This is a genomic window from Staphylococcus edaphicus, assembly GCF_002614725.1.
In the GTDB taxonomy this organism is placed as follows: Bacteria; Bacillota; Bacilli; order Staphylococcales; family Staphylococcaceae; genus Staphylococcus; species Staphylococcus edaphicus.
Genome location: NZ_MRZN01000001.1, coordinates 20,936 through 47,721, shown reverse-complemented (window position 1 = coordinate 47,721; position 26,786 = coordinate 20,936). Strand labels below are relative to the sequence as shown.

30 protein-coding genes are annotated in these 26,786 nt (G+C 33.8%); all 30 read right to left on the bottom strand.

Annotated elements, in window-relative coordinates; all coding sequences use genetic code 11:
• Positions 1-61: 61 nt before the first annotated feature.
• Complete coding sequence (locus BTJ66_RS00450) at positions 62-1,861, bottom strand: glycosyltransferase family 2 protein (RefSeq protein WP_099089041.1); 1,800 nt, start codon at positions 1,859-1,861, stop codon at positions 62-64.
• Between the two features lie 100 nt (positions 1,862-1,961).
• Entirely contained in the window at positions 1,962-2,159 is a 198-nt protein-coding gene (locus BTJ66_RS00445; RefSeq protein WP_099089040.1) for a hypothetical protein, read from the bottom strand.
• Between the two features lie 449 nt (positions 2,160-2,608).
• Positions 2,609-3,997, bottom strand: coding sequence for an N-acetylmuramoyl-L-alanine amidase (locus tag BTJ66_RS00440; protein WP_099089039.1), 1,389 nt, complete (start codon positions 3,995-3,997; stop codon positions 2,609-2,611).
• A 10-nt stretch (positions 3,998-4,007) separates the two neighbouring features.
• The gene (locus tag BTJ66_RS00435) at positions 4,008-4,295 is read right to left on the bottom strand and encodes a phage holin (protein ID WP_047172524.1); all 288 of its coding nucleotides are present in this window, start codon (positions 4,293-4,295) and stop codon (positions 4,008-4,010) included.
• A 63-nt stretch (positions 4,296-4,358) separates the two neighbouring features.
• Positions 4,359-4,754, bottom strand: a complete 396-nt coding sequence (locus BTJ66_RS00430; protein ID WP_099089038.1) for a hypothetical protein — start codon at positions 4,752-4,754, stop codon at positions 4,359-4,361.
• Positions 4,738-5,178 (bottom strand): hypothetical protein, encoded by a 441-nt coding sequence (locus BTJ66_RS00425; RefSeq protein WP_099089037.1) that lies wholly within the window; start codon positions 5,176-5,178, stop codon positions 4,738-4,740. Before BTJ66_RS00425 ends, BTJ66_RS00430 begins: the two co-directional genes overlap by 17 nt.
• A 36-nt stretch (positions 5,179-5,214) precedes the next feature.
• Positions 5,215-5,376 carry an XkdX family protein gene (locus BTJ66_RS00420; RefSeq protein WP_099089036.1) on the bottom strand — a complete coding sequence of 54 codons (162 nt, stop codon included), beginning with the start codon at positions 5,374-5,376 and terminating at the stop codon, positions 5,215-5,217.
• A gap of 1 nt (position 5,377) precedes the next feature.
• Positions 5,378-5,770, bottom strand: coding sequence for a DUF2977 domain-containing protein (locus BTJ66_RS00415; protein ID WP_099089035.1), 393 nt, complete (start codon positions 5,768-5,770; stop codon positions 5,378-5,380).
• The gene (locus BTJ66_RS00410; protein WP_099089034.1) at positions 5,770-7,221 is read right to left on the bottom strand and encodes a BppU family phage baseplate upper protein; all 1,452 of its coding nucleotides are present in this window, start codon (positions 7,219-7,221) and stop codon (positions 5,770-5,772) included. Before BTJ66_RS00410 ends, BTJ66_RS00415 begins: the two co-directional genes overlap by 1 nt.
• Before the next feature lie 14 nt (positions 7,222-7,235).
• The gene (locus BTJ66_RS00405; protein ID WP_099089033.1) at positions 7,236-9,152 is read right to left on the bottom strand and encodes a phage baseplate protein; all 1,917 of its coding nucleotides are present in this window, start codon (positions 9,150-9,152) and stop codon (positions 7,236-7,238) included.
• Between the two features lie 16 nt (positions 9,153-9,168).
• Positions 9,169-9,717, bottom strand: coding sequence for a hypothetical protein (locus BTJ66_RS00400; protein WP_099089032.1), 549 nt, complete (start codon positions 9,715-9,717; stop codon positions 9,169-9,171).
• Positions 9,710-11,293, bottom strand: coding sequence for a prophage endopeptidase tail family protein (locus tag BTJ66_RS00395; RefSeq protein ID WP_099089031.1), 1,584 nt, complete (start codon positions 11,291-11,293; stop codon positions 9,710-9,712). The genes BTJ66_RS00400 and BTJ66_RS00395 overlap by 8 nt, the downstream gene beginning before the upstream one ends.
• A gap of 9 nt (positions 11,294-11,302) precedes the next feature.
• Positions 11,303-12,127, bottom strand: coding sequence for a phage tail family protein (locus BTJ66_RS00390; RefSeq protein ID WP_099089030.1), 825 nt, complete (start codon positions 12,125-12,127; stop codon positions 11,303-11,305).
• Between the two features lie 14 nt (positions 12,128-12,141).
• Complete coding sequence (locus BTJ66_RS00385) at positions 12,142-16,581, bottom strand: peptidoglycan DD-metalloendopeptidase family protein (protein ID WP_099089029.1); 4,440 nt, start codon at positions 16,579-16,581, stop codon at positions 12,142-12,144.
• A gap of 27 nt (positions 16,582-16,608) precedes the next feature.
• On the bottom strand, positions 16,609-16,740 hold the full coding sequence (gene gpGT / locus BTJ66_RS13925; RefSeq protein ID WP_274521108.1) for a phage tail assembly chaperone GT: 132 nt from the start codon (positions 16,738-16,740) through the stop codon (positions 16,609-16,611).
• Positions 16,741-16,793: 53 nt separating this feature from the next.
• The gene (gene gpG / locus BTJ66_RS00380) at positions 16,794-17,156 is read right to left on the bottom strand and encodes a phage tail assembly chaperone G (RefSeq protein ID WP_099089028.1); all 363 of its coding nucleotides are present in this window, start codon (positions 17,154-17,156) and stop codon (positions 16,794-16,796) included.
• Positions 17,157-17,229: 73 nt separating this feature from the next.
• The gene (locus BTJ66_RS00375; protein ID WP_099089027.1) at positions 17,230-17,415 is read right to left on the bottom strand and encodes a hypothetical protein; all 186 of its coding nucleotides are present in this window, start codon (positions 17,413-17,415) and stop codon (positions 17,230-17,232) included.
• An 18-nt stretch (positions 17,416-17,433) separates the two neighbouring features.
• On the bottom strand, positions 17,434-18,057 hold the full coding sequence (locus tag BTJ66_RS00370) for a major tail protein (RefSeq protein WP_099089026.1): 624 nt from the start codon (positions 18,055-18,057) through the stop codon (positions 17,434-17,436).
• Positions 18,058-18,069: 12 nt separating this feature from the next.
• Complete coding sequence (locus BTJ66_RS00365) at positions 18,070-18,474, bottom strand: hypothetical protein (RefSeq protein ID WP_099089025.1); 405 nt, start codon at positions 18,472-18,474, stop codon at positions 18,070-18,072.
• A gap of 2 nt (positions 18,475-18,476) precedes the next feature.
• Positions 18,477-18,881 carry an HK97-gp10 family putative phage morphogenesis protein gene (locus tag BTJ66_RS00360; RefSeq protein ID WP_099089024.1) on the bottom strand — a complete coding sequence of 135 codons (405 nt, stop codon included), beginning with the start codon at positions 18,879-18,881 and terminating at the stop codon, positions 18,477-18,479.
• Complete coding sequence (locus tag BTJ66_RS00355; RefSeq protein ID WP_099089023.1) at positions 18,878-19,207, bottom strand: hypothetical protein; 330 nt, start codon at positions 19,205-19,207, stop codon at positions 18,878-18,880. The genes BTJ66_RS00360 and BTJ66_RS00355 overlap by 4 nt, the downstream gene beginning before the upstream one ends.
• On the bottom strand, positions 19,197-19,538 hold the full coding sequence (locus tag BTJ66_RS00350) for a head-tail connector protein (protein WP_099089022.1): 342 nt from the start codon (positions 19,536-19,538) through the stop codon (positions 19,197-19,199). Before BTJ66_RS00350 ends, BTJ66_RS00355 begins: the two co-directional genes overlap by 11 nt.
• An 18-nt stretch (positions 19,539-19,556) precedes the next feature.
• Positions 19,557-20,885 (bottom strand): phage major capsid protein, encoded by a 1,329-nt coding sequence (locus BTJ66_RS00345; protein ID WP_099089021.1) that lies wholly within the window; start codon positions 20,883-20,885, stop codon positions 19,557-19,559.
• A 40-nt stretch (positions 20,886-20,925) separates the two neighbouring features.
• On the bottom strand, positions 20,926-21,489 hold the full coding sequence (locus BTJ66_RS00340; RefSeq protein ID WP_099089020.1) for an HK97 family phage prohead protease: 564 nt from the start codon (positions 21,487-21,489) through the stop codon (positions 20,926-20,928).
• Positions 21,482-22,711: a phage portal protein gene (locus BTJ66_RS00335; protein WP_099089019.1), complete on the bottom strand. Its 1,230-nt coding sequence runs from the start codon at positions 22,709-22,711 to the stop codon at positions 21,482-21,484. Before BTJ66_RS00335 ends, BTJ66_RS00340 begins: the two co-directional genes overlap by 8 nt.
• Positions 22,711-22,902 (bottom strand): hypothetical protein, encoded by a 192-nt coding sequence (locus BTJ66_RS00330; RefSeq protein WP_099089018.1) that lies wholly within the window; start codon positions 22,900-22,902, stop codon positions 22,711-22,713. The genes BTJ66_RS00335 and BTJ66_RS00330 overlap by 1 nt, the downstream gene beginning before the upstream one ends.
• A gap of 11 nt (positions 22,903-22,913) precedes the next feature.
• Complete coding sequence (locus tag BTJ66_RS00325) at positions 22,914-24,665, bottom strand: terminase large subunit (RefSeq protein ID WP_099089017.1); 1,752 nt, start codon at positions 24,663-24,665, stop codon at positions 22,914-22,916.
• Entirely contained in the window at positions 24,658-25,143 is a 486-nt protein-coding gene (locus BTJ66_RS00320) for a phage terminase small subunit P27 family (RefSeq protein ID WP_099089016.1), read from the bottom strand. Before BTJ66_RS00320 ends, BTJ66_RS00325 begins: the two co-directional genes overlap by 8 nt.
• A 158-nt stretch (positions 25,144-25,301) precedes the next feature.
• Positions 25,302-25,652 (bottom strand): HNH endonuclease, encoded by a 351-nt coding sequence (locus tag BTJ66_RS00315; RefSeq protein ID WP_099089015.1) that lies wholly within the window; start codon positions 25,650-25,652, stop codon positions 25,302-25,304.
• Positions 25,653-26,201: 549 nt separating this feature from the next.
• Positions 26,202-26,648, bottom strand: coding sequence for a transcriptional regulator (locus tag BTJ66_RS00310; RefSeq protein WP_029376943.1), 447 nt, complete (start codon positions 26,646-26,648; stop codon positions 26,202-26,204).
• Positions 26,649-26,786: the final 138 nt, after the last annotated feature.

Below are 26,786 nucleotides of genomic sequence, written 5' to 3'. Positions count from 1 at the left end.
TTTTTGATGCACACATTATAATGGAAGAAATTCATCCCACCTTAATGGGTGGGTCATTTTCTTACACTGTTATTTTTAATCTTTTAGCTTTTGTACCAATTGCTATATCAATAACAGAATCATCATAAAGGCCTTTAGGATTGTGAATGTCTAAATAAGCTTCACCGCTTCCTGTTTTTAAATAAGCTTTTGTTTCAACAGATTCTTGTTGTTTTCCAAAATTATATATAGATGCAAGTAGCTCAACATTAGATTGACCGTACACATGATCAACTGTAATTGGAATTCGGATAAATTCACCAATATTCTCAGCTTTAGTTGTTTCTAAAGTTGCAAAATCCAAGAAGTTTTTAACGGTTGAGTTCAAATCAATCGATAATAATTCTGATGCATTTTTATATATTAGGTAAGTGTTACCGTTTATTATCGCAGTGTGTTTGAAAGCATCTGTACATGCAATGGCTCTTTGTGAAAAGAAATCTAAATATGAAAATCTAGTTGCTAAATCATAAGGTTGTTGTTTATCAATATCATCTTGAATGAAATCATCTAAACGCAAACCAAATGTCAATGAACCTGTAACTGTATACCCAGTTAATGAAGTATCATAATTAAATTCACTTTCTTCTACATGCTTTAAATCCCATGTAGTTCTCGTTGTTCTACCTTTTAATGCAGGTAGATACATATTATCCGTTGCATCTATTTCATGATATTCAGTTAATTCTTTAGGTAATGCCTTTTTAACATCTTTAGGTAAATTTAATTTAGGTGCTTTCGGCTTACCTTTGATTTTCACATCACTTTTCTCATCATTTGTAATTTTAGCTTCAGTTGTAAACATGATTTCATCTTTATCAAATGAAATATCTTTAATGTAACTTCTAGCAGTGATGTTTGCTTTTGATTCAGAAAATGAAATAGCAAGTTCTGGTTTGTTGAGTTCTAATATTTTATCTAAAATTTTACTTCTAGTATCTAGTTTTTCTATCACTTCATTAGTAACGTATTTTTCTTTCCACTCTTTGGCTTTTTTAAATTCAACTTCTTTAGTTGCATCTTTTTTCTCGTGGAAGTTTTTTCTAATAGCACCTAATACACGTGAATTGTACCAGTGAGTAATCATTGTAATTCTATCTTTTTCATCTAAATGTTTATTGAAAAATTTTGCTAAATTGTTTAATTGCGACCATTTATAGTTTAAGTCTTTTCCGAATCCAGCAGATACATTTTGTTCACGCCAATGATAAATTGGGTAATCTGCATAGATACCTATTTTAGGGTTTTTGCTATATACAAGGCATGAGTACATAACATCTTCCCACCATACCTTTTCACCTTCAGAAAAATAAAGGTCATTATCAATTAGGAAATCTTTTTTATACAATTTAGGTACTGTCATTGGTCCCATTGAATTTACACCGTCTTTTTGTGCATCAATCTTATTCTCTTTGTATTCTTCCCAACCCCAAGACCAGCCTTTCGTTCTTACTACTTTAGGGTTTACCACATCTAAGTTATTCGCCTCTGCGAATTCATACATACGTTCTAAGGCTTGTGGGAAAATTGAATCATCATCATCACTGAAGAATATGTATTTTGAATTAGCTAAGTCTATCCCTTTGTTTCTAGGTCTGCTTGACCAACCCGATGGTGAGATTCTGTGGACAAAATAATTTTCATGAGATTTTGCTTTTTCTTTCAATCTTTTATAAGCAGCAAAATCACTAGACCCATCATCTATAAAAATTACGTCAAAATCATTTTTATCCATTGTTTGTGCATTTAATGAGTCAAATAATCTTTGTAATACTTTTTCTTCATTATTAAAACTAGGTATGACTACACTTATTTTTTTCATAAAAAATAACCCCTTTACATATTTCTTTAAATATTATCACATTTTATGTTTTATTTATACACAACAGAAAACAATTTTAATTTACATAAAAACAACCTACCTATTCATTTAGGTAGGTTTTTGCATATTCGTATAGTTTCCTTACTGTGTGTAACCTTGCATTTTCAAGTTTCGTATTACCGTTTCGCAAATCTTGAACTGTTTGATATGGTACCCCAGTATTTTTAGAAATTTTTGAACCGTTTTCCTTTTTAAAAAGAGTTTGAATTTCTTCAATTATTTCATCGAAGTTGGTCATTTTTTACCATTCCTTTTATCTCTGTACATTTTTAATATAACTAAAGTTGTGGCTAATGTAAGTGCAGCGCTCGTATAAGAATTACCGACAAATAAGTTTATCCATAATAAAATAACTAAAGTGATCGCAATTGTTTTCATATATACAACATGTTAGAATTTATATAGGCAAGCCCCGAAGGGCTATTACCTATTTTTCTTTATCGTCTTTCAGTGCTTTGATGACTGCCATTGTCGAAACCACTGTAAAGGCGATGTTTGCTATTCTTTCCAAATTCTCTAACATGTTTTCCCTCCCTTCTTTATATATTAATTATATCACGGTTAATCGTGATAAACAACCCTTTTCTTAAAGTTTTTTAATTTATTTACATAAAAAAATAGGGCAAGCACATAAGTGCCTACCCTTGTAATATAATCTCGCGGTAATTTTATTATAACATCATCACATTACCAATTCCATTTTAATTTACCCCAATACTTCTCATTTTTAACCTTTTCTTTGTTATCAGTAATCTTACAAATAGCACTGTAGTATGTTTTACCTTTAGATGTGTAGCTTATCCACCAATACCCATCGGCTTTGACAATGAAATTAAATTTAATAGTCTTAACCCTTGTGAACGATAGTACATTATTACTTACAACTTTACCATTTATTGATGGAGAAGTTCTCACTTTAATTGCTGTATTAGGTGTGAATCTACCCTTCCAGTTCCATTTAGTTTGTTTAGTTTGTTTAGCTTTTTTACTTCCTCCACTTGTACCACCAATTGCTTTACCATTGATAGCCCCTGCAAGTTCTTTACTAAACTTGTCATAGTTCTTTTTAAGATAATTCATATCTTTTTTGTTTGTAATGAATCCCATTTCAACAAGTCTATAATTTATGTTTAAACGACCTGACACATTCGCGTTCAATAAATCATTACGTGGGTCAATACCTCTTATTGTTCCTACAGTCGCTTTCAAGCAGTTATTTATATCTTTATCAATCTTGTCTGCTGGCCACTGGTTAGATATAATTACATGACCACCTGTTGCACTTGCACTAGCTGCGTCAAGATGTAATTCAACTACAATGTCATATTTCTGCTGTTTAACCCAATACATACCATAATTTTTAGTATCTCCTAGACGTTCACCGTATGCAGTATCGGTATATAAGTTTTGGTCTTGTTTACTTCCACCGTATAAATCTACAGTGTGTCCAGCTTGTTTAAGATACTTTTGTACGTTTGGAGCAATGTATTTACGAATGAAGTCACGTTCGTTTGTGCCATTAGCAACTGCACCAGGATCATTATATCCATGACCACTAGCGATTAGAATTTTCTTACCTTTTGTTTTAGATGTGCTAGGTTTAAAAACTTTATCTTTTACTTTAGATACAACACTAGCTTTAGCTTTATAATGTGGACGAATGAAATACATATTCATATCATAAGTGTGAGTGACAAGTTGAGCGACCTCTGTTTTATATCTTCCACCACCATACCAATTTTGTTCTAATCCTACGAAAGTGTTTAAGTTAGCGCTCCACACCGTACCAGTGTGACCAGCGCCTTCACCATACTTTTCATCCATTACAAAAATATCTCCTTCTTCTGGAAGGAATGATGGCGTATTTTTATAGACAGTTGCTAAACCGTTAAAATTGTTTTCAAAAGGTATGTCCTTAGCATAGTAACCATATAACTTACCACCGGTTAAATAGTTCCACTGCATGTTACTTAGATCAAAGCACTGCCAACCAAATGCCCCATCGAAGTCCCAACCTTTTCCTTTCAAAGTTTTCATATAAGCTATTGCTTGCGCTTTAGTTTTATTTACAGTCATTTAATCCCTCCTATATTTGTCCGTCTTTATCTGCGTCAAAATCACTAGGTGCCTTACCGTTAGTCGGTTGTTTCTTTTCGTACTTCAATTCTTTTAATTTATCGTTAGCTTGTTTACCTTCTTTAGTTATAGGGTTATCTTTATAAGCTGTATATGCTCCAATAATCCACACAACAATATCGCTTAACATTTGGTCGTCACTAGGAATAGGACTGATACCATGTTTTGTAAGTTGTTGATTTATTAAAGCTAAAATTAAAGCTAGAATCCTTACTGCGGTTCCTTTTGTAATATTCATCTAAAAACCTCCATAAATTTATGCATAATAAAAAGCCGACACAAATGTGCCGACTAAATCTATTTAAAAAAAGATATGCGCTACTCCAAACGCACCAACTAGCACTGTTCCTAAAGTAGTTATAATTGCAACAGTGATTTGCACGCTTCCAGCTTTCTTTTCTTCAGATACTTTAATAATGTTATTTATATTTCTTTCGTGTGCATTTGATTGGTCTTCAACTTTTGTTACGCGCTTATCAAATTTGATTAAGTTATCATTTATTCTGTCTAAGCTAGAAATCATTTTCCCTTGTTGTTCTATTGTTTGTTCTCCACGTTGTCTATCTAAATCTAACTTTTTATCAAGATTATGAAATAAGTCTTTTAACTCCCCGTCTCTTTCGTCAATGTATCGGTACATTTTACGTTCTCTAGTATTAAGAACTTCATGGGTAATATATTTATTTTCTTCTAGCATAGATTTCTGCACCACCAATAAACGCTAATACACCAGTCCATACCGTTAGTATTAAAAAATTAAATGGCGTTAACCAATTTAAATTGTTGTACATACCAGCACTCGTCATAATGAAATAAAATATCGCGGAAGTTCCACCACCGACAAATGAAACTAAATGATATTTTATGGAATGTTCCATTGACGTTACAAATAACGCACTAGAGGTATAAATGATACCAGTAACCATAACTATTAATCCCCAAAGCCAAATAGGCATAATTTCATGTAATGCTAAATAAAATGGAGAATCATGTAAAACTGATTCTGGTCTTGTAAACCAGAGAACACCTCTACCAGTTATGGTTGCTCCTAGTAATATTGACTGAAGAATTAGTATTATCTCTTTTGTCTCTAACTTATCCACACTCAACATTTTCTTCATTCACTCACCCACTTTCTATAAAATAAAACCACAAGCCTAAGCCTGTGGTTGTTCTGGATATTTTTCACCCGTAATTAAAACATAGTCTTCTTTATCAATAGCTCCCATTGTTACAAACCATTGAATATCTTGGTTGGTGTAGCAACCCCAGCCATAAGTTATCTGTATATCATTAAACGTTGGAAAGAACATCTCCATGTTACTCAACTCCCTTAGCTTCTTTTAACTTCTCAATTTCTTTTTCTAGTTCAACAATTTTCTGTGTTGCTTTCGCATTTTGTTGAGCCATTTGCATAGATAATTTTGTACCTTGAAGAGATTGCTTTTGTAGATTAGAAACCATTGTTTTTAATTGTTCAACACTTTTAGAATCGCTATTTATTTCATTCACTATAGGTGTTTCGTTAATAATTCCTTCTTGAAAGTTATTGTTGTAAGTGACTTTTTCGTTTTCATATAAGAACTTCCCACTCTTAAATTCAGGTATAAAAGTATCAGGAAGGATAGAATCATCTATCTCTATCCCTCCATCAAATCCACCGATAATAGCATAAGAAGTGATTAAATTATCACTGTTTAATAATATTTGCATTACTTACGCACCCCCACAATTTTTGTAATGGTACATTTATTTGCATTTGCACCTGAACCGATTTGTTGACCTATGTCAAAATATACATCATTAGCTATAGTTAATTGAGTTCTATTTGTTTTAGTTAGACCAATTTCATATATAGCCCCACCGTTTCCATCAGCATCTACTATGTTAGATGGGGTTAAGTTTATTCTAGATGTTCCAATCGGATTACCAATTTCAGTCAGTAGCCCACCTGGAAACGTTCCATAAAAGATTAATAATATAAAGTTATCAAGTGTTTCTGATAAGTTAATAACTGAACCTACACCATTTGCAGTACCTTCAAATATAGTAGTGTTTCGATTGCTGTACTTGCTATCAGCATAAGCTTTTGCGTTACCTTCTGCTACGTTTGCCTTAGCTTGTGCACTTGTTGTAGTTTCCATATCAGCAATCGGATTTTCCCATTCTAACCAAGTATTGTAAAACCTTTTTATAAATCTTTGACTTGAATTATAAGGTCTAAATTCTAAATATTGGACAGCCCCTCTACTAAACTTAGTTAACCAACCATTATTAGACGTAGCATTTGTCGGTGTTCCTGTAGAAGAAATTATATATCTAGTCCCTGTAGTAAGGTTAGATAATTGATCACTATTGTTAAAATCAATTTTCAAAGTACTATCGTATAAATTCGTTCCATCATCATTTGTTACTTTGTGCTTCTGCCAATTAGCAGTAACTCCTGTAGTGACTAACCCACTACCTTTTACTGATTCTCTAAATGCAGCTGATTGTGTATCAATGTATTGCTTATCAGAGTCAAATTTATTACTGTACTCAGTACCTTTATCATTTAACTCTTTTAATTTAGCTGTGTGATTAGCATTGTAAGCGCTTTGTTTAGTGTTGATTAAGTTAGTTAATGCTGTAATACCGTCTTGAGTTGTTTGTTCTACTTGAGTAACATAGTCGTTCATGTTTGCAAAATCATTATTTAATTTCTCCATCATCTGAGCTACTTCTGCTCTCATATCAGAAAAATATTTAATTTCCCTTATCTTATCTTCAGCAGGTAAAGAAGCTATTAAATCGTTTGCTACATCAAAACTAAATTTACGTTGCACTACCACTTCTTCTTCATCTAAAGTCGTTACATAAACTTGACCTACAACACTTTTAGCAACTCTCATGAAATTATCAGGAATCGTATATGATACGACTCCATTTAATTCATCTAGGAAATCTAAATTATCATCCACTAAAAAACTATCCCCTGATTCAAGTGCTACAAAAACTTTCACGTTTTCTTCACTTAAAGCTAAAGGATAGTTATTACGAGTGATTTGAAATTGTAGTATTGCAGTTTGTCTATCTTGATTCCAAAATTGAACACCTAGTTGTGATAATGCTTGATAACTAGCTGTAGTTTCTAACGGAATACCTTTTATTTTATTCATTGACATATACTAAATACCTCCTATATATTTTTCCCATCCATTAGTGTCCACGGAGAAGTACGTTTATTCTCAGTAGTGGAGAAATAAGCTATATACATTTGTACCGCCGCTGTAGTAGTAACTCGTGTGATTGTTACTTTAAATACATATGTGCTTATATTTTCAACGTATGCTGTCATCCCCACACCTGATATCGGTAAATCTTTAATTTGTCGACTTCTATCGGATGTTATATACCATTGTTTATCCGCAATGATACCAATTTGGCTTATATCTGTTATATGGTTAGGAATACCATCAGATGGACCACCAATTGAGGTACTACCGATATGATTCCAATTAGTAGTAGTGTTAGAATCAGAGAATTTATTGATAGATACAATCCTTGTGAATTGCATGATATCTCGTGAAAACGTACTTCTTGTAAGTGTTTGTTTAACTTGTCCTGCTTGGTTTGGTGCGGATACTTGCAACCAATAACCAGCATCTCTCATTTCTTTAGGTAATGGGAAATCGGTAAGGTTTTGTATGTCTACGGTATATAAGTAATATTCACCTGGTTCAATGATATCTGATAGTTTAGTGAAATTAATTACTGGTAATGTCTTTGTACGTCCTCCAGTTTCCATTAATGATTGTGGTGTAGCTTGCGCAGTGAGTTTGTCGTACACGTCACGCATGAAAATACCATGTACTTGATGTGAACGATAGTTTCCAGCACCAACAGTCACACCTATGAGCATAGCTTTTTTACCTGTTCCTTTGTCATAGTACATTTGTATACCTTCAGCCTCTGCAAAGTTACCAGGAAATTCATTACCAATTTTCCCTACATCTGCTTGTTTTTGATACAATTGTTTCCCTGTTTTTAAGTCAAACACAGTAACAAAGTTAGGTACATTCGGGTCACTATCGCCTGAGTACCAATAAAGTTTTCCATCGTCATAAGCACATCCTTGCATAGGTTGCGCCCCTTGTGTTAATCGTCTAGGAATATCCATTTTATAGATTACTTTATCTACTCTATTATCCACATCAGATAGCTTTCTAACTTCAACATAGTTAGCTGAACCTCTTACATCCCATTCTGATTCGGGATATTGAATACGATACATAATCATGCCTTCATGTTCATTGATACTAGGTGTCATATAAGGTAGTTCTGGTTTACCTGTAAATACTTCTTCCATATCATAATCGCCATAACCAATACTCGTATCAGGTCTATATGAAAACCTTACCAATTTACATTTACGGTCATTATCATAAATAAATGAATAGATCCATAACTTATTATCTATCCAACGATAACCGTTTTGTGTTCCGTGTCCGCCACCGATTATTTCCATTTGAGATAGAAACTGTCCATTAGGTTGTAATCGTGAAATTTTATAATTATCTCCGTAAACTTGTGTCATATAAATAATTCCTGTTTCGTTATCTAAATGAAATGATTGCATAACAGAGTTTGTCCACGGACTTAAGTTAGTTAAATATTGCCACGACTGATTGGGTATATCAAAAGCAAATTCTTGTGCCAATACTTTCTCTTTTGCATCATTCACACTTTGCATGATTTCGTTTTTATCAGTCTCAAATCGAACATTGTCAGATAACAAACGGTCAAATAACGTTAAATGAGCTTGTCCTTTATTATCTACACGAGCGTCTTTTACTTCTTGCAAACTATTTTTAGCTTTAGATAAAACTAAATTACTATAACGTTTGCTTATGACTTTCAATCCATTATCAACTGTCCCGAATTTTTCATCGCTTATTTGCTTTGAACTGTGGGCGTTTAGATCTTCGTTCTTATGTTTTTCAAACTTATCTGTTAATTCATTAACAAAATCTTCGATTCTCAAAAAATTTGTGTGTAACTGCTGTCTGAATTCTTGTCCCAACGTTTGAGTTAAAGACTTCAATAATTTCAACATTTGCATTCTCCTATTCTTAAAGCATGATTGTTATATCAATTGGAAACCATAAACCACTTGTAACACTGTCCACTGTTGCACGTTCTATTTTGATCGTTCCATTAGTGTCTACTCTCATTCTTGTAAATTGAGCCATATTATTTACGACACTCATTGACTGAGAGAATTGTTTGTTTTCTTTAACAGCAAATGTCATCGATGAAGGTATTCTCCCAATCTCAACATTATTTGAAGTTAGACCTTTAAACGCACCTTTCAATGACAAAAAATAAACACCATTGACTGAGAATAGTCTAGCCTTAGGTGTACTTACTGTGTCATATGAAATTGCGCCATTTAAAAAAGAAATATTTTGCCAACCTGTATCGGTTACTGTAGGTATATTGGCTACTGCACTTTGTAAATTAGCTATCTGTGATTGAATATTGCTAACGTCTTCTTTTACTGTTCCTACATCAAAATCAGCAATATCTTCAGGAATACCTTCCACACAAGTAACGTGAGTAAATGGAAAGTACACCTCACCTTTTGCATCTAGTAATTGTCTAGCATTAATCTCAGGCATCTGTTAACACACTCCCCATTACATCGCTATAAAATTCTTGCTGTATGTTTTTATTTACGTTCCAATTTCCATTAGCTATCGTACTGTTTGCTCGTTTTATTCTTAGATTAATTTGATTTTGAATAGATATGATATCCTGCTTTGAATTACTGAATTCTACTTCGTTAGCTTTCTGAGATTTAGGATGATATTTAGTGAATTTCACTACTTTTAACTCTGTATTAAATCCTAATGGACGATGTATGAATCTAACTAAACTGTTCTCTTTAATATCGTCCTCAGTTATATAATGCCTATCATCCGCTTCTCCTAAATAGTTAGTAGATAATTCCACAGTTGGTTCATCATTAAGCGCTTCTTTTATTTGTTCTTCTACTTGTTCCTTAGTAGTAGCTGAGTCTGAGAAGATTGTAGGTGCTTGTATGTGTCCAAATGTTTCATAGTTAGGACTCTTATAAGTTGTTGTTGCATAATAAACTTCTGAGCCTTTTAAAACTGCTGTAAGGTTTAATATAGTCGTTTTTTCTGTACCTATCATCATCTGAGCAGGTTTCTTCTTATAATCTACGACTGATTGAGCACCTCTAAATACTGCTTTAAAAGTGTGTTCACCTTTTTCAAGATTTTTAGCTATGACAATAGATTCCGTTTTTGATGTTTTGTTGTAAGTATTAAAGGAATCGACTTTTACATTGTCCAAGTAGACATCTACTTTTCCGCCTTTAGAACCTCGTTTACGTGTCCAAGTAAGGGTTTCATTACCCCACTTACATGTAAATGTTTTTGTATAACTAGCCCCAACCTCCTCAGTGTTCCAAATACTCTCCTTAGTAAATTTACCTGAGTATTTTAGGTCTTTCGGTTTGATTGGTGTATAGTTCTTAGTTTCTTTAACTGTTTTCTTTTTACCATAACCTAGCCCTACTGTTTTTAGATCAGTTGTGACTATAGTAGCTTGTAATTCATCTGAATTACCTCTATATATAATTGGCGTTTCTGCCCTCTGATAGAATGTTTCAGGTTGATAAAAATAAATCTTTTTATTATCGGCAAAGTATATATAATTGAAATACTCAGCACCCGAAACGATGTGCTCCATTCCATTTTTACCACCAAGTTCTTCTACTGGTGAACGGTTATTCGTTTCTCCAATAATCTCGTAAGTAAAACCTAATGGATTATTTTTAAAACCAAATTCAATATATTGTTGTAGTGTATAACTAGGTACAGATTCCTCAGTTGCTTCTGTATTTAATTCTTCATCTTCCACATCTTTATCAATATAATGATTTTGAAATTCCATAAAAATATGTTTACCTATAATGTCATTTGTAATAACTTGACTATCATATTTAATAGCGCTTGATTTAATAACAAAATATTGACCTTCATAAATGATGTAATTTTCATTTGTTAACATATCAAATATATCTTCATGACCCACTGCTTTATAAGCAGTAAGAGAGATACTTCTTTCGTTATTAACTTCATATTCATAGGCAAAAGATTCAGGGTCATAGTCTGTGAACACTTCAGCATAGTTACCCGCTTTATTTTTGATAATTAATTCTTTCACACTATTCACCTACCTATATATGAAATTAAATTCAAATTCTGCCGATACATTACTCATACCATTACCATCTATTTCAATGTTGTTCATTCCAGGAATCAAAGTAATCCATTCGTGATTAGTATTTACGCCCACTCTGCTTTCACCAATTACTGGATTAACTCCATGCAATGTTAATGTTTGATAATCTTTTAATTCTCCTGTGTATTCAAATGTTTCACCTGTCATGTGGTTAGTCATTTTAAAACCATTCGGAGCATTGCCTTTTATTCTTATGATTAATTTATGATTTAATGGGTCGATAGTATCGTAACTACCATTCCATATTGAAAATCTTTTATTATTATGTTTGTAACTAATATCTCTATCAGTGATTAAACCACCTTCAAATTGCCAATTATCTGATAGAAAGTTAACGTCTAAAGTGTCTTTTAACGATTCACTATAGCCTTTATACACAACAAAACTTATCTCAAAACTGCCATATTTGGTACCTATATCTGTAATTGCATTTTCTGTACAGTAAACAGCGTACTTCTTGCCTGGCATATCTGAATGAACAATGTAAAAAGGCTCCCTTCTAAAAAGGAGCCCTCTAAGTCTTTGTTTTAATAAATTATAATCTTGTGTATCTGAACCACTATAAAAGAATCTGAGGATAAGATTAAAGGGTCCGAATGATGAATCACCAATCAAAACCCCATCTTTACCTTTGACTTCAAGTGTGTTGGCTCGAACCTCCACACCTTCTTCGTCGTAATCTAAAAACTTTAGACCGTTGATATCAGTTAAAACAGTTTGAAAGTTATCGTTAAACATTTTTACTGTTTTTACCAATTTTTATACCTCCATCATAGACCTAAATTATAACTTGCAATCCTCGCCCTATTACCTTGTGCTTGCGATACATCTTTTTCAGTAAACCCTTTAGGTTGTCCCTCGATGTTCTTAGTAACTCCTAGTAATTGCATTAACAAATTATTTTGTTCTTTTGTGGCTTCTAACTGTTGTTTCATAAGAGCAATTTCACTACTATTATTACCACCAGTAGACGGTGTGCGCATTTGGTTAGGGCGTTTATTTTTCTTATTACCTTCAATTCTTTGTCTAGCTATAGCAAGTAATTTCATTGCATCCGATTGGCGACTAGGGTCTGTTGGTATAACAAACTCTGGATGTCCTTCTTCAGCTAAGTTATACAAACCGGATGAATTGATTAATCCTCCTGTGGCAAATCGTCTCCCCCCAGTAGGACCCCAACCACCTCGACCTGAAGGTAAATTAGCACGCCAAGCACTGTTATTAAAGAATGCTAATAATTGATCGTAACCATTTAAAATGTTTCCATGACCTTTAACAGCATAAGATTTAAATGTTTTCGGAACATATTGTAATAGCCCTTGTGCAGGTTGACCTAGTAGAGTGTTAATATCAGTTATACCTTGCTTGATACCAGCATTACCGCCAGACTCGTGTTGTATTAAAGATACTAAATCATTAATATCATTTTGCCCGATTTTAACTTTCATTTGTTTTGCAGCACGTTTAATATCATCTGTCCATGCTTTAGCGGGTTTACTTCCGCCTGCTCCACCTTTACCATTTTTCTTCAACCAAGGTATTGGATCAGTTGAATTAGCATTACTTTCTCCACCTTCGTTTACTTGGAAATGTAAATGACGATAGTTTGTCATAGAACCAGTATTACCTGATTTACCGACTAATTGTCCTGCTTTTACAGATTCGCCAGTTTTTCTCAATTGTTCGGCTAAGTGCATGAACCATAATGATGTTTTACCTTTCGTTACTGTAATAGCATTACCACCACCGTATGGGTCGTACCATTTACGAACTTTGCCATCCATCGGTGTTTTTACTGGTGTTCCAACTTTCATGTCATAGTCGACACCGTGATGGACACCACCATTAAATGGGTAATTAGGATTAGGTTTTTTAGGAGGAGCTGAATATGGTTGCAATATTCTGTATCCATCAAATACTGAACCGTCACCAACTTGAGCATCCATTCCGCCTTTTATCCATTGTATAGCTGCAGATTTAATTTTTTTCCATCCAGCTTTTGTCATTTGACCAACAAGGTTATCATCTTTAAATTGTGAGAAGTCCACATTGAAAGCTTGTAATGCTAAGTCTAAAAGTTTTCCGGGATTATCTACGTAATCCATAACATCTTTCACTTTGCCACCTAGCCATTTAGCGCCTCCACCTACTGCTTCTTTGGCTTTTGTATAACCATTTTTAACAGAATTTCCAATCCATTTACCTGTATCCATTGCTTTATCTTTAACCCAACTACCTAAGCTAAAGTGTGGTAAATCAACTGTTCCAGTAGATAACATTTTCTGTGTTGTAGCACCGTTGATGACGGATGACCCTTTAGGTAAGAATGTAGTTGTATCCTTAGCAGGTGTTAAAGCAGTACGTCCATTTGGATAGCGAATCATTTCACGACGACCGTCTTTACCTTTACCATTACCAGGTCCTTTGTCGCCAACTACTGCCATAGTGCCATGTTTTAATGCACCATCACCAGTAGTTTTGATTTGACGATTAATAGTTTGTGTACCAGTAGAAAGTTTAGGAATGTTAGGTAAACCTAATTTGCCTCCGACCCAGTTTAAACCTTTAATCAAACCATTTAATCCAGATTTAACAGCATCAACCATACCGGTTATGTGGCCTTTTATTTTTCCAATAATATTCTTAAGTCCGTCTTTCATATTATTGAATATACCTTTTACTTTTGACCACAGTCCGGAAGCTATATCAACAACTTTTGATTTAATTGAGTTCCAAGTATCGATAAGATTGTTTTTTACATTCTTAATAATATTGCTAATACTAGTTTTTAGACCATTAAATTTATCTTTAACACCATTCCATAATGATTTGGCAATATTTATTACTTTATTTTTTATTGAATTCCAAACACTGTATAAGAAACTTCTAATTTTACTTGTTATTGAATTAATACTATTTTTCAAATTATTGAACATGGTTTTTACGCCATTCCATAAAGTCTTAGCTCTAGAAACAACGCCATTTTTAATATTAGTCCATAATTTTAGAGCGAAATTCTTAACAGCATTAAATATGTTATGGATACCTTTACTTAAAGTATTAAATGTATTTACTACTCCAGTTTTAAGCCCTTTTACAATATTTATAACGCTGTTTTTAATAGTATTCCAAACTTTAATAGCAAATGATTTAATAGCGTTAAATATTGTTGTTACAATACGTTTCACTAAGTTAAAATTAGATCTAACCTGATTAACGTATGCTTTAATAATTGCAACTACACTATTTTTAAGTAGAATCCATATTTTAATGGCTGCTGCTTTCATTCCATTCCACAAAGTGGATAATATAGTTTTCAAAGCTTGAATTGGGTGTTGTACTGCATATTTAATTGCATTCCATATTGTAATAGCCGAAGTTTTTAATGCGTTCCAAATACCGATTATATATGGTTTTAAGAAACCAAATACAGCAATAGCAGTATTTTTTATTGCGTTCCAAGCTGAAATTACAACGTTTCTAAATGTGCTGTTGGTTTTCCACAAATATATTATGCCACCAACTAATGCAGTAATTGCAGTTATAACTATACCAACGGGACCCGTCATAAATCTCAGAGCTAAGCCTAAACCTTTGGTTGCTAATGCAGCTGCTTTCGTTACGCCTGTCCAAACAACTGTTGCAGCAGACGCTATTTTTGTTTTAATAGCTTGTGCAGTTTGCGATGTGCTCAGTGCAGCTATAGCATATCTATATCCATTAGCTATTCCTTTTGCAGTGGCAGTAACACCATTCCATATAGCTTGTGAAGTGGCCGATATTTTAGAAGCAACGTTATGTCTAATGAAGAATTGTATCAATCCAGACATACCACTAAACATGCCACCAATTACACTTGTGAATTTACCGAAAATAGTTAATACCGGTCCCATTGTGAATAAGACAATGCCTAACCATTTAGCTAAGCCGCCTAGAGTTTTTTGAGTGCCTCCGTCCAATCCTTGATACCATTTAACAATTCCACTGATACCATCTATTATTTTGCTAAAAGTATTTCCTAGAGCTACACCCCATTGTTCTGCTTGAGGACCCATTTTATCGAATGTTTCCGTTAGATTATTCATAATAGGTTTTAATTTCGAGAAGAAACCGCCACCTTTACCACCAGCGTCAAGAAATGCGGCGCCTAATCTTCCAACTGCCGCCCACATATTTTGAACTGATGCAGTAAATGATTTTTGACCCATTTCTTTTGCTGCGCCACCGATATTGTTACGAATTGCCTCTTGTAACATCTTACTGGATATTTCACCTTTAGAAGCCATTTCTGTAACTTGTTCTCCAGTCACTCCTGCTTCTTTTGCTAACCATTGATAGATAGGTAGACCGCGGTCTGATAACTCTTGTAATTCGCCATTATATGCTTTGTTTTGTGTTTGAACTTTATTTAATGTTCGACCCATTTCTGACATATCGACTCCGGCAACTGCCGCAGCATCACCAGTAGTTGTTAAATATTTTGTTAATTCTTTACCTGGTTTTATTCCAGCAGCAACCGCGTTTGCAGCAGTAGTTGCAGCTTCTCCCATACCAAACGATGTGCCTTTAACAGATTCCATAGCATTATCCATAATCGTATTAGTATCTTTAGCACTATTACCTAATGCAGATAATTTAGCTTTAGCAGTATCTATTTCTACTAAACGACCAAATCCTTTTGTAATTGCAATTCCAGCTAACGCACCACCAGCTAACAAAGCAGGCTTAGTTATCTTACTTGTCAAAGATTGTCCCATCGTTTGTGCTTTAGTACCTACATCTTGCATGCCGGTTCCAATTGACTTGAATTTATTGCTCAGTTGACCCATAGAAGAAAAATTTTGTTTATAATACTGATCTAATCTTCCATATTCATCTTTTAAAGCGTTAATAGAATTAGCTTGTTTATCATATTCTGTTTGTAGTCGTATAGCTTTAGCACTATTTGCACCTTGTTCTTGAGAAACTTGCTTGTATTGAGTTTCTAATTGCTTTAAATTAGATGTACCAACTTTTATTGCACCATCTAAGTCATTCATTCTTGATTTATATGATGCTGCGTTTTTCTCTCCGTATTTAAAGTTATTACCTGATAACTTCAAACTAGAGTTCAGGGACCTAAACTCACGTTTTACACCGGCAAGTGTTTTGGCAACACCCATATCACGCATGGATAGGTCAATTTGCAACCCTTTTATCCTTTCTGCCATTACTCCACCTCCCTACTTGTGAGATATTTACATGAATGCATCAATCATTGATTCTGATTTTTTAACATTTTTCTTGCTTGATTCATCTACTAATTCCATAAAAAAAGAAAAGGGCATATCTAAAATATCGTTGATATCTTTGCCCCCTTCTTTCATCATCTGTAGCATTATTTTTTTCATGTTTTCTTTGTGCTCTTTATAAGATATTGATTTTAAATTATTCTCGCTAGTTCCTTTTTTCTTTCTTCGTCCATTTGGCCTTGAGCGATAAATTGAATTTGTTGTTGTAATTCTTCTATTGCATCCGGTGCATGTAATCTGTCTAATAAGTCATCTTTTGTAAATTGTTTATTATAAATGTCCACAACCATATCAAGCATTTGGTCAATATTAGATTGAGATGAACTATTTTCATCTTCTTTCCCATCCATCAAATCAGCTGCATCATAAATTTTACGAAACGGAATTTGTGTTGGAGTTATAAATGTATCGAATTTTGCATTTCCTTCTGTATCAGTTACTGCGTTGCCTTTTTTGTCAATTTGAGTTAATTTAATAAAATTACGTTTAGCCATAGTTATTATTCTCCCTTTTATGTTTTTATTTTTTATTTGCAAATAAAAAGAGGGCTCGTAGCCCTCAGTGTAATTATTCTTCTATTTCTTTGATTAATACTTTACCGCGCTTATTGTCACTTGTTGTAAGGTCTAATATGCGATCGTGTGCTACTTTTTTATTAGCTGGTTTTGGAAATGTATCGCCAGCATTATATACTTTATTCTTATCTTCTAAATCTATAAATTTATGCAATACTTCATATTTTTTCTTAGCCATACTCAAACCTCCTGTTTGTTATGCTCCTAATTCTGCTTCTGGTGTACCTTCTGTTGGATTGCTACTTTCAGCACTTTGACCAAATACCGCTTCCCAAATAGCGTCTTTCATAACATTGGCACCTTTTGCATCATGTCCAATTAACATAGCCTTTTCTTCTTCAAAACCTTTAACTGGTGCTTGCATGAATTCAGCAGAAGTGGAATCAGAACTGAACTCAACGCCGTCCTCTTTCGTGTTACCTTCTAGTTCTGGGAATGTGAATAATCCTTTTGGTAAACCAACGTATTCTCTTGAGCCATCTTCCATTGTTTTAGCGAACATTACAGCCACATATGGAGGTGTATCGTTACCAACCGATACAATGCCACTTTCTGATTTTTCTAAACCAAATAACGCTACTCTATCTTCTAATGGTAGTTTGTGGAAACCTGCTTCTACCTCAATTGTTCCATTGGCTACTGCCATTTCTGCTACTTGGTTATCACCATAAGCTTTTTCAATATCTTGGTCTTTCGATACTGAAATTTCTTGTAAATATTTAATACGTTCTGGGTCTTTAACAACTTGCACATCTTCACCATGAACTTTGTAATAAAACTCTGTTAAACCTGTAAATGAACGGTAATTTTTCTCTGCCATATTAAAACACTCCTAAATTTTGTAATATTGTTTGCCTTCAAACCTTTTCGCTTGATGGTATAGTTTGAAATCCTTGATATATTCGGGTTTAATTGAGGAAGTTTCGCCAAACCCCAATTGCTCCCACATGATTCTTTGCAATAAAAAAACGAGCCTATCTGATAGGGCTCGTCCGTTAATGCCTTTATCCTGTTTTACAAATATGTCTATTTGATATAGATATTCGTATGTTAAATTGTCATCATCTGCAAAATCAGAAGGTTTAGGTGTATCTAATGGATCTATGACAATACATGTATTTGTGATTTCTTGTGCATTAGGATAATCGTAAAATTTAATATCGCTTTTATTAACGTTGTTCATTATTTCTTGATTATCTATGATTGCGTTATATATCTTCATCATGATGTCTTCCACCGCTACACCCTCTTTCTGATTTCTTCTTTTACTGTTCTAAAATATGTTTCTCTACCTTCGCGCATTGCTCGTTCAATAACACCTTTACCAGCAGTATTAACCCATTTACCTGAACGGTCATAGTGACCAAATTCGTTTAGATGAATAATCCTGTAACGTTGTTTAGGACCGCGCCAGTGAACTTTCACAGTGCGTACACCATTAATAGTCATCGGTTTTGACAAGGAAGTTTCTTTTACAGATTCTCCAGTATCCTTAAATGAACCAATATTACTTTTAATTATCTGAACAACTTTTTGACCGCCTTTAGTCAATGCAAAATCAGTAATACGTTTAGTTGCTGTTTTACCAAATTTCTTTTCTAAATGAGCGATAATTTCTTTATCACCTTTTACGGATATACTCATTCCTCTTCACCAACCACCTTGATGTAGTTAGGTGTTTTAGCTGGTGCAACATTTTTTATATTAAAAAACAACCCAGCATACATACCGTTTTGTATCTCAAATGAATGATTAACATTAGGTATGAATTGAGGTTGTGGGTTTCTAATATTTAATGTGACTGACCTTTTGCTAAGTTCTAAGTTTCCTAACTGAACATCTTTTTGTGTAGGCTCATATAAACCACTGAAACAACTGTATACTTCTTCAACATCGTTCATGCCAGCCTCGGGTCCATCATTCACACTCTCATAAAAAGTAACTCTATAATCTAATTGATTAAGGTTCATAGGCAAGCACCTCAATGTTTTCTTTGCGCCACTTGACTAAATCACTTCGTAGAGTTTGTACCAGTTTCATAGAAGATGACGGTATATCAAAACTTTGTTCATTAGATGTAATTGAACGATTATCGTTATGATGCGCAATGATGTTTAAAACTGCTAAATTAAAAGTTGGATTATCTTTATAAAATGGTTCATCTTCTTCATTTAATGAAACTGCCGTTTTAACTTCGTTTATAGCACCAGGTAAATAAACATCCATAATTAGATCATCGTCAAAATCGTGGTCAACACGTATCGCTTTTTTTATTGATTCAACGCTATCTAGTTTAAACATTGGATACACCTACTTTTCTTATGCTCCTAAATCTCCACTAGGTTCTGTTGCTGCATCTTCAAATGTAACGAAGAAACCAGCATTTTCATCAGCTTGTTTAACATCGAAACGGAATGCACCCATCAAGTATTTACCGTAGATTTGGTTTTCAATCCATTGAACTGACACGTCAGTACGGTCTGCGAAGAATACGCCACGTTTGATATCTCCAATAAATGCTTTTGCATCACCATTGGCACCAAGTAAATCATCACGTACAACTGTTACATTCATACCTAATACAGTATTGCCAGCAGTATTGATAATGCTATCTTGTAATAAATAACGACCGTTACCATCTTTCAAAGTGTCTAACTTTTGGTAGAAACTTTGTGTACAGATGATTTGACGGTCGTAACCTGGGTCTAATTTCACGTTGATGATTGATTTTAAATCGTCCACATCGGAAACTGTTGTTGGGTTAAAAGATTTTAATACAGTTCCGATTCTTTCATTTAAAGTATTGATTTTTTGTTCGTTGATATTTTCAGACACAATAGCTGTTAAGTTAGCAACTGAATCGTCCAATGCTTCTTGAGAGATTGGAATAGAACCACGATAAGTTTGTACTTTCCATTCAATTGATTTGAACTCTGGTTTAGCTAACTCTGGGTTTGCTTCTAATTCTGCAACTGTACTGAATTTAGCATTAGCACGTTTCAAAATTGGGTATTCTCCACTAGGTCCAGAAACCTTTTCTTTTTGCACTAACTCTGATAAGTCTTGTACTGTGTTAACTTCTTTTTCTGGGATATATTTAATATCATGTGGGATTGTTACACCTGCATCGTCAGACTTAACGTTGTCACGTTTAGCCCCTTTTGATTTCATGTACTGCTCGAAACCTAAGATTTCTTCATTTACTTCTGTGTTTTGATTTAATTTCGCCATAGATCGTTTCGCTCCTTCTTTTTTCTTTTTGTCTTTTTCTTCTTCCAAATCATCTTCTGTAGGTTCTTCAACTTTCTCGATAACTGGTTTTTCTTCAGTAGATGGTGTCTCATCTTCTTTTGGTTTTTCTTCAGTCTTTTCTTCACCTTTAGCATCATCGACCGAAGTATCTTCTTTTTCTTCTGCTTTGTTGTCGACCTCTTTTGCACCTTCATCTTTAGGTGGTACCTCTTCTTGCTTAGGTGCTGATGATTCAATTTCTTGTGACAATTGTTCTAGTTCTTCATATTCTTTTTTCTGCGCATCGATATCAGCTTTTAAATTACGAGCTGTTTCAAGGTCTCCCTTATCAATTGCTTCTTGCGCTTTAGAAACCAAACTTGTGATTTCTTTTTTGCGCTCGTCTAAATTAGCCATTAATATGCCTCCTTATTAAAATTGGGTATAAAAAATAGCCTTACGTTTTAAAACGTAGGCCGTCCAACTCAATCGCTATTTTCAATTTTTCTAATTCTTTAACTTCCGTGAGATCTTGAGAACGTTGAGCAACTAACACTCCGGTATCTTTATATGCTGGTGTGGTGACAACACTTACATCGAGTAACTTATCGAATTGTTCTACATTCCTAACATATTCTCCTTGTTCAACCGTCCAAAAATACCCTGTATCTTTACCATTGTTATCTTTTGGAAACCATGCATGGAAACTACATTCGTTAACATTACCAACGTCTATGTTTTCATATATATCTTTAGCATACGAAGTATTAGGTAACTTACACTTAAACTTTAAGCCTTTACTATCAAGCGTTAGTTCTAGTGTTTCTGCTTTTGTTCTACCTATAACGTATCTATCTTCATGATTGATTAAACACTTGACATCACTGATATCCACATTGTTCAACGCATTAGGTAGTACGCGTTCTTTAAAGCCACCTACATCATTACTCAAGGAATTAAATATTAAAGCATATCCTTCAATAACCATGTCTTGTGTAGTGTCAACGTTACTGTTAGTCATAATCATCACCCCCTTTAAGGGTGTTTTTTTCTACTTCCTTATCAATCTTAGATTCTTGATAATTTTGTAATGTGGATAATGGTGCTCTATTTAAATCCACAAGTGGTTGGTCACCATGATCAATAGGTTGATATCCAAATACACTTCTTGCCTCGTCTGTTGATATAATCCCTTTACCATGCAACTCTGTAATACGTTGCAATTGTAGTTCTGGGTCTATATCGATTAGTCTTGAAGAATCAAACTCTAATTCGTAACCAGAATCAATGAACTTAAATATCTTAGTTTCAAGTTCCGATATCATCATTTTGAATATTGGATCTAATGTACTTTGTAAATATTCAAGATTGGCTTGTGTTATTGAAGTGTTAACAGTTTCAATGCCTAATTTGGATACTGGTAATCCAAAAGCTTTAGCAACTTGTGATGTACTGAATTTATAACTGTTCAGGAAATTTAATACTTCTACCGGAATTTGTAATCTGTTAAATTCCATCGTGTCATCAATAGCAACTAAGCCACCATTGTTTTTTAATTGACTTTCTGAGAAATTCTTTTTCAAATCTCTAAGTTGTTCAGCGTTGATTTGTCCTTTTTTATACCTCAATACTGATGTGGATGTTCCACCATTATCAAAAAAGTTACGTAAAAAGTCTTTTGAACCTTGAGAAATTCCTATCTCATGAGCCAATGCATACAATGGACTGTAACCCACATAACCATCTAACGTGATATATCTAAAATGCAATATATCTTCGCTAGTTATCTTGACTGCATTTCCTTCATAATCTTCACTAACGTTGTAAATAATCTCTCCGTCTTTTTCTTCAATTCCTACTAAGTCGTTATGTAAGAAATTAAAGCCTGTAGGGAAATCGTTTTTATCTCTTATGATTTCAACGAATGATTGTCCATTGAGTAACATGTTAGCGATAATAATGAATTTGAAGTGCCAACCCGGTAAATCTGAATGTGGATTATTATTAAACAAATTCAGTATTTGATTCATTACAGTGTTTGATTCATGCCCTTTAACCTTTAACTTGGTACTTGCAATGTCTGCAGAAATAATACGTGTCGCAGTAAATACATCACTATTCTTTAATGCATTTATCCCTGTATAACTTGCATGCGTGCCATGTTCTTGAAAGTACAATAAACGTTCTAGATCCTTACTCATTCTTTCTTCTTTATTGCTAAACCCTAAATCAAGTAATGGCATTAATTTTCACCTCCTTTACCATTCGAGGTATTGTCATATGCTTGGTTAAGTATTCCTGCCATACCAATAAAAATAAAACCACCAACAATATACGCTAACGGTTTCCAAAAAATATATAATCCATAAAATATTCCTGCTATACCTACGACAAATAATAAGAGTATAAATAATGCGTAAATAATTTTCCTCATATCCACACCTCCTATAAGAACAACGGCATAAATGTTTCTGTATCCCATTCATGTTCGCTTGCAATTACATAAGCAAATATTGTAGCCATTAATGGGTCAATTTTATGTCTGTTCATTTTCTTTTCAATCATTATTGAATCATTCACATTTTTAGATATTGCATTTTTAGCAGCTATATCAAGTAATGGGTTTTTATGATGTTTAATGTCTCCATTAATCACATTTAATTTAAAGTCTAAGTTAGGATTAGAAAGTGTTTGTGGACCTTGTCTAATTTCATACAAGTCATAAAACCATTCTCTACGTTCAATCTCTGCTAACACACCATGTATTGAATAAGGGTCATAACAAATTGCTTGAACATCAAGCTTGTGGGCATTTACATAAGTTTCAATGTAATCTAATACTTGATTAGTATTTATGATGCCACTAGACAAGTTTGTGATAGTGCAATAGCCATCTTCTGCCAATTGACGATAGTCTATAAGGTCACGCTCAATCTTGCCTTGTAGACCTCCCTTAGTGCCCACAAATGAGTGAGAGGTAATGTAATATTGTTTATTACTTTCGTCTAAATGTATGAAAGATACTGCGGTTAAGTCATCTGCACGTGATAAGTCTAATCCTATATAAACTTTTGAATTGTTAATGTTGAAGTCAGTTTCATTTTTCTTCCAATCATTGAAATCTAAATATGATTCTTCACTTGCTTGCATCCAATAATTGAAGTTTTTCACTAATACTCTAAACATAGAACCTTTTTTCGTAGCCTCTGCAACACGTTTCTCAAGAAAATCATCAATTTGTTCCTTGAGTTCATCTGTTTCATTCATTAATGGATTAGATTTAGCCCACATTGAACTGTTTTGCCATTCATCTTCACTATCTTGTTCGAAAATTACGGCAAAATATTCATCATCTTTGTATACTTCGGCTAAAATATCTTTTGCATAAGGCCATTCATCTGTATACATAGGCGCATTTAAATCAAATCCAGCAGTAGATATAATGAAAATTAACGATTGTAGCAAGTTACCTTGACCAGATTGAATAAGTTCTAACATTTCGTTTGTTTTCGCTGCATGGTATTCATCTATTACTGCTAAGAATGGCTCGAAACCATCAACTGCACCAGTATCACGTGACAAAGGCCTAATGTACGAACCGTCTTTAGTATGTGTAAGTAATTCTCTTACTTTCTTAACGTCATTCTGCAACTCCGGTACCTTAGAAATGAAATACATCAACTGCTTTGAGACCATGTTGAATACAATGCTAGCTTGTGATTTATCATTTGCAGCAGTAAACATTTGTCTGCCTTCTTTAGGTTCTTTATCGAACAAGAAAGCGTACAATACTAAGCCCGAAACTAATATCGACTTACCTTGTTTACGTGCCATAGAGATAAACGCTTTTTTAAATCTCAACATATCCGTATCTTTCGTAAACCAACCACGAACGCTTGAAATAATGAACTTTTGGAACAATCCAAGTTTGTTAATATTTCCTTTTGTATCAGGTAACGCCTCAACGAATTTAATAACCTTTTTAGCGCGTTTAGGCTTGTAGGTATAATTCCAACTATCATCATTGATTGACCGTTGTATGTCCTTTAAATGACGAATACAAGCTAATCTAGTATCTTTGCACGTTATATATGTTCCAGACAGTACCATAACGCAATACTTGTAGGCATCGTCTCTGTATTCATTAGGTATATCAAGTAATTTTTCGTATGCTTTAGGTATAGTTACGCTAGTCATCGTCATCAACACCAAATTCATCATATACAGAACGCTTAACTTCGCTTTCAGTAGGTACAACCAACCTCATACGGGAATCAATTGTCATACCTAATTGCCCACATATAGAACGTAATTCTTTCAAAGACTCCATATACGCCATAAAAGCGCCAGTTTTACGATTAGTTTCTGGGTCAACCATACCTTCAATACCATTTTTCTGACTTATAGAGCGATAGAGCGTATCGTTTTGATCTAGTACTTCGCAATATTTCTTGATAAGCGAGTAATCTAAATCAGCAATCGGTAATTGTTCGAGTAAAGGCACAACCCTCAACCATTCTTTAGCAGCATTATCGGTTAATCCCTCTGGTATAGAATCAACGTTTATCTTCTTGAATGCTTTAAGCCCATTCTCTTTTAATTCTGCTTGTTCCAATTCTTCTTTTGTTCTATTTCCTTGCTTTGTTGCGTTTAATTTTGGTTTTCTTCCTGCCATTCCAGCACCTCCAGACGATATGTGACTTTGTGAAAGTTTTCATTTTGGGAATTTGGTCGCAAATAAGGTCGGCTCGTTGTTCGCTCGTCTCAGAAGTGACGGGGGTTTTCCTTCGCCCCAAAAATTTTTGAATTTATTTTTCAAAAATTATCACGAAATTATTTCTCATGAATTTTGTTATGGCATGAAATACATACCGCCTCTAAATTTTCCATATCCAGTCTTTTCGACCAATCCCGTTTCAATTCAATCTTGTGATGGACAATTAAATCTTTGTCATTCACTACACCTTGAGCTAAACAGTGTTGACATAAGTAATTGTCACGTGTAAGCACTTGTATACGTAACTTACGCCACTGTGTACTGTTGTAGAACGTTGTATACTCCTTGTTACGTGAGTCATGTCTAACCTGTTGGTTATACCTTTGTGTATTGGCTTTCCTATAGTCTTGCAACTCGGTTTGAGTATATGACTTATTACCAAGTCGAACCTTTGGTTGAACAAACAAATGAATCAACTTCTTCCATTTGAATTTTATATTTAAATAATTAATATTAGAAATTAAATTAAGAAAAGATAAAACGAAATCAAAATCATTTTATCTTTGAGTTTAGAAATTGTTTCATTTATCAAATGCAAATTAATCTAATAAAGTTTATGATCAACAAAACATTTCTTTTGATATTCAATTGTTAAACAACAATCATCAATTAGTTTTTATTATTCAATGTTTCAATCAATCTCTTAAACTGATTAAACCTTTTAATATAATCAAATGAATGTTGTCTATAAAACTACACACAATGTCATTACTGTGCATATCATTATTAAAGGGTATGACACCTTAACTCCCTCACCTTAATTAGTAGTGTCCTTTAATATATGTGTCCTTATTAGGTGGGTCGATTAAATAGCTGCATACAAAAAGACACACCTGCGGAATAGGTGTGCCTAAATATAATATAGTATCTTTATTTATAACGCCTTAACTGAAATACCCTATGTTATCATAATAACCTGTTGACACTGCGCACTTCCACACAATTAGGAGTGCGGTCTATTCAAAGTTAATCCAACCAATTCGTTCGGCTGTATCTCGCATAATCTTATTACGCATTCTTAATACTGCGTCCCTACTTATAATCTTGTCATCGGCTCTACGCTTAGTTAACTCATGTGCTATATCTGGCCATTCATATATAGCCAAGTCCTTCTCCCAGTATCTATATTCAATAACAGCCTTCTGTTCATCAGTCGCTCTATTATAAACATCTTCTACTGCTTGTAATGTTGCTTGTAAATTACGATACTTGTTATCTTTATGTAGCTTGATAACTTCATTCTCTACTGGACTACTAACAATGTTTGATTTCCCACCACCTATATTAGTATCTTGCGGTTGGTATAACAGTTCATATCTTCTATATGCTAACTGTCCTTTTAAATCATTGTAGTTAATCCAATATTCTTCTAACTTAGGTAAATCAGCTCTGCCAAGTTTCATATAATACCTCCAAGTTATTTCTTATTAATGTATGACTGAATATAATTCTTCAAGTGCGCCTTCTCATATCTAAGTGTAGATATCAAGTCATTCTTAACACTGTTTGATATGAGTAACAGTATCGTAATGACACCCAAT

What these genes read in the sequence shown, in the direction of transcription:
- BTJ66_RS00445 (WP_099089040.1), bottom strand. Translation starts at nt 2,159, where the DNA reads ATGACCAACTTCGATGAAATAATTGAAGAAATTCAAACTCTTTTTAAA.
- BTJ66_RS00340 (WP_099089020.1), bottom strand. Translation starts at nt 21,489, where the DNA reads ATGACTAACAGTAACGTTGACACTACACAAGACATGGTTATTGAAGGA.
- BTJ66_RS00375 (WP_099089027.1), bottom strand. Translation starts at nt 17,415, where the DNA reads ATGGCTAAGAAAAAATATGAAGTATTGCATAAATTTATAGATTTAGAA.
- BTJ66_RS00325 (WP_099089017.1), bottom strand. Translation starts at nt 24,665, where the DNA reads ATGACTAGCGTAACTATACCTAAAGCATACGAAAAATTACTTGATATA.
- BTJ66_RS00335 (WP_099089019.1), bottom strand. Translation starts at nt 22,711, where the DNA reads ATGCCATTACTTGATTTAGGGTTTAGCAATAAAGAAGAAAGAATGAGT.
- BTJ66_RS00440 (WP_099089039.1), bottom strand. Translation starts at nt 3,997, where the DNA reads ATGACTGTAAATAAAACTAAAGCGCAAGCAATAGCTTATATGAAAACT.
- BTJ66_RS00330 (WP_099089018.1), bottom strand. Translation starts at nt 22,902, where the DNA reads ATGAGGAAAATTATTTACGCATTATTTATACTCTTATTATTTGTCGTA.
- BTJ66_RS00355 (WP_099089023.1), bottom strand. Translation starts at nt 19,207, where the DNA reads ATGAACCTTAATCAATTAGATTATAGAGTTACTTTTTATGAGAGTGTG.
- BTJ66_RS00360 (WP_099089024.1), bottom strand. Translation starts at nt 18,881, where the DNA reads ATGAGTATATCCGTAAAAGGTGATAAAGAAATTATCGCTCATTTAGAA.
- BTJ66_RS00415 (WP_099089035.1), bottom strand. Translation starts at nt 5,770, where the DNA reads ATGCAAATATTATTAAACAGTGATAATTTAATCACTTCTTATGCTATT.
- BTJ66_RS00370 (WP_099089026.1), bottom strand. Translation starts at nt 18,057, where the DNA reads ATGGCAGAGAAAAATTACCGTTCATTTACAGGTTTAACAGAGTTTTAT.
- gpGT (WP_274521108.1), bottom strand. Translation starts at nt 16,740, where the DNA reads ATGATGAAAGAAGGGGGCAAAGATATCAACGATATTTTAGATATGCCC.
- gpG (WP_099089028.1), bottom strand. Translation starts at nt 17,156, where the DNA reads ATGGCTAAACGTAATTTTATTAAATTAACTCAAATTGACAAAAAAGGC.
- BTJ66_RS00385 (WP_099089029.1), bottom strand. Translation starts at nt 16,581, where the DNA reads ATGGCAGAAAGGATAAAAGGGTTGCAAATTGACCTATCCATGCGTGAT.
- BTJ66_RS00435 (WP_047172524.1), bottom strand. Translation starts at nt 4,295, where the DNA reads ATGAATATTACAAAAGGAACCGCAGTAAGGATTCTAGCTTTAATTTTA.
- BTJ66_RS00400 (WP_099089032.1), bottom strand. Translation starts at nt 9,717, where the DNA reads ATGCCTGAGATTAATGCTAGACAATTACTAGATGCAAAAGGTGAGGTG.
- BTJ66_RS00350 (WP_099089022.1), bottom strand. Translation starts at nt 19,538, where the DNA reads ATGTTTAAACTAGATAGCGTTGAATCAATAAAAAAAGCGATACGTGTT.
- BTJ66_RS00410 (WP_099089034.1), bottom strand. Translation starts at nt 7,221, where the DNA reads ATGTCAATGAATAAAATAAAAGGTATTCCGTTAGAAACTACAGCTAGT.
- BTJ66_RS00320 (WP_099089016.1), bottom strand. Translation starts at nt 25,143, where the DNA reads ATGGCAGGAAGAAAACCAAAATTAAACGCAACAAAGCAAGGAAATAGA.
- BTJ66_RS00430 (WP_099089038.1), bottom strand. Translation starts at nt 4,754, where the DNA reads ATGCTAGAAGAAAATAAATATATTACCCATGAAGTTCTTAATACTAGA.
- BTJ66_RS00405 (WP_099089033.1), bottom strand. Translation starts at nt 9,152, where the DNA reads ATGTTGAAATTATTGAAGTCTTTAACTCAAACGTTGGGACAAGAATTC.
- BTJ66_RS00310 (WP_029376943.1), bottom strand. Translation starts at nt 26,648, where the DNA reads ATGAAACTTGGCAGAGCTGATTTACCTAAGTTAGAAGAATATTGGATT.
- BTJ66_RS00345 (WP_099089021.1), bottom strand. Translation starts at nt 20,885, where the DNA reads ATGGCTAATTTAGACGAGCGCAAAAAAGAAATCACAAGTTTGGTTTCT.
- BTJ66_RS00450 (WP_099089041.1), bottom strand. Translation starts at nt 1,861, where the DNA reads ATGAAAAAAATAAGTGTAGTCATACCTAGTTTTAATAATGAAGAAAAA.
- BTJ66_RS00425 (WP_099089037.1), bottom strand. Translation starts at nt 5,178, where the DNA reads ATGAAGAAAATGTTGAGTGTGGATAAGTTAGAGACAAAAGAGATAATA.
- BTJ66_RS00420 (WP_099089036.1), bottom strand. Translation starts at nt 5,376, where the DNA reads ATGGAGATGTTCTTTCCAACGTTTAATGATATACAGATAACTTATGGC.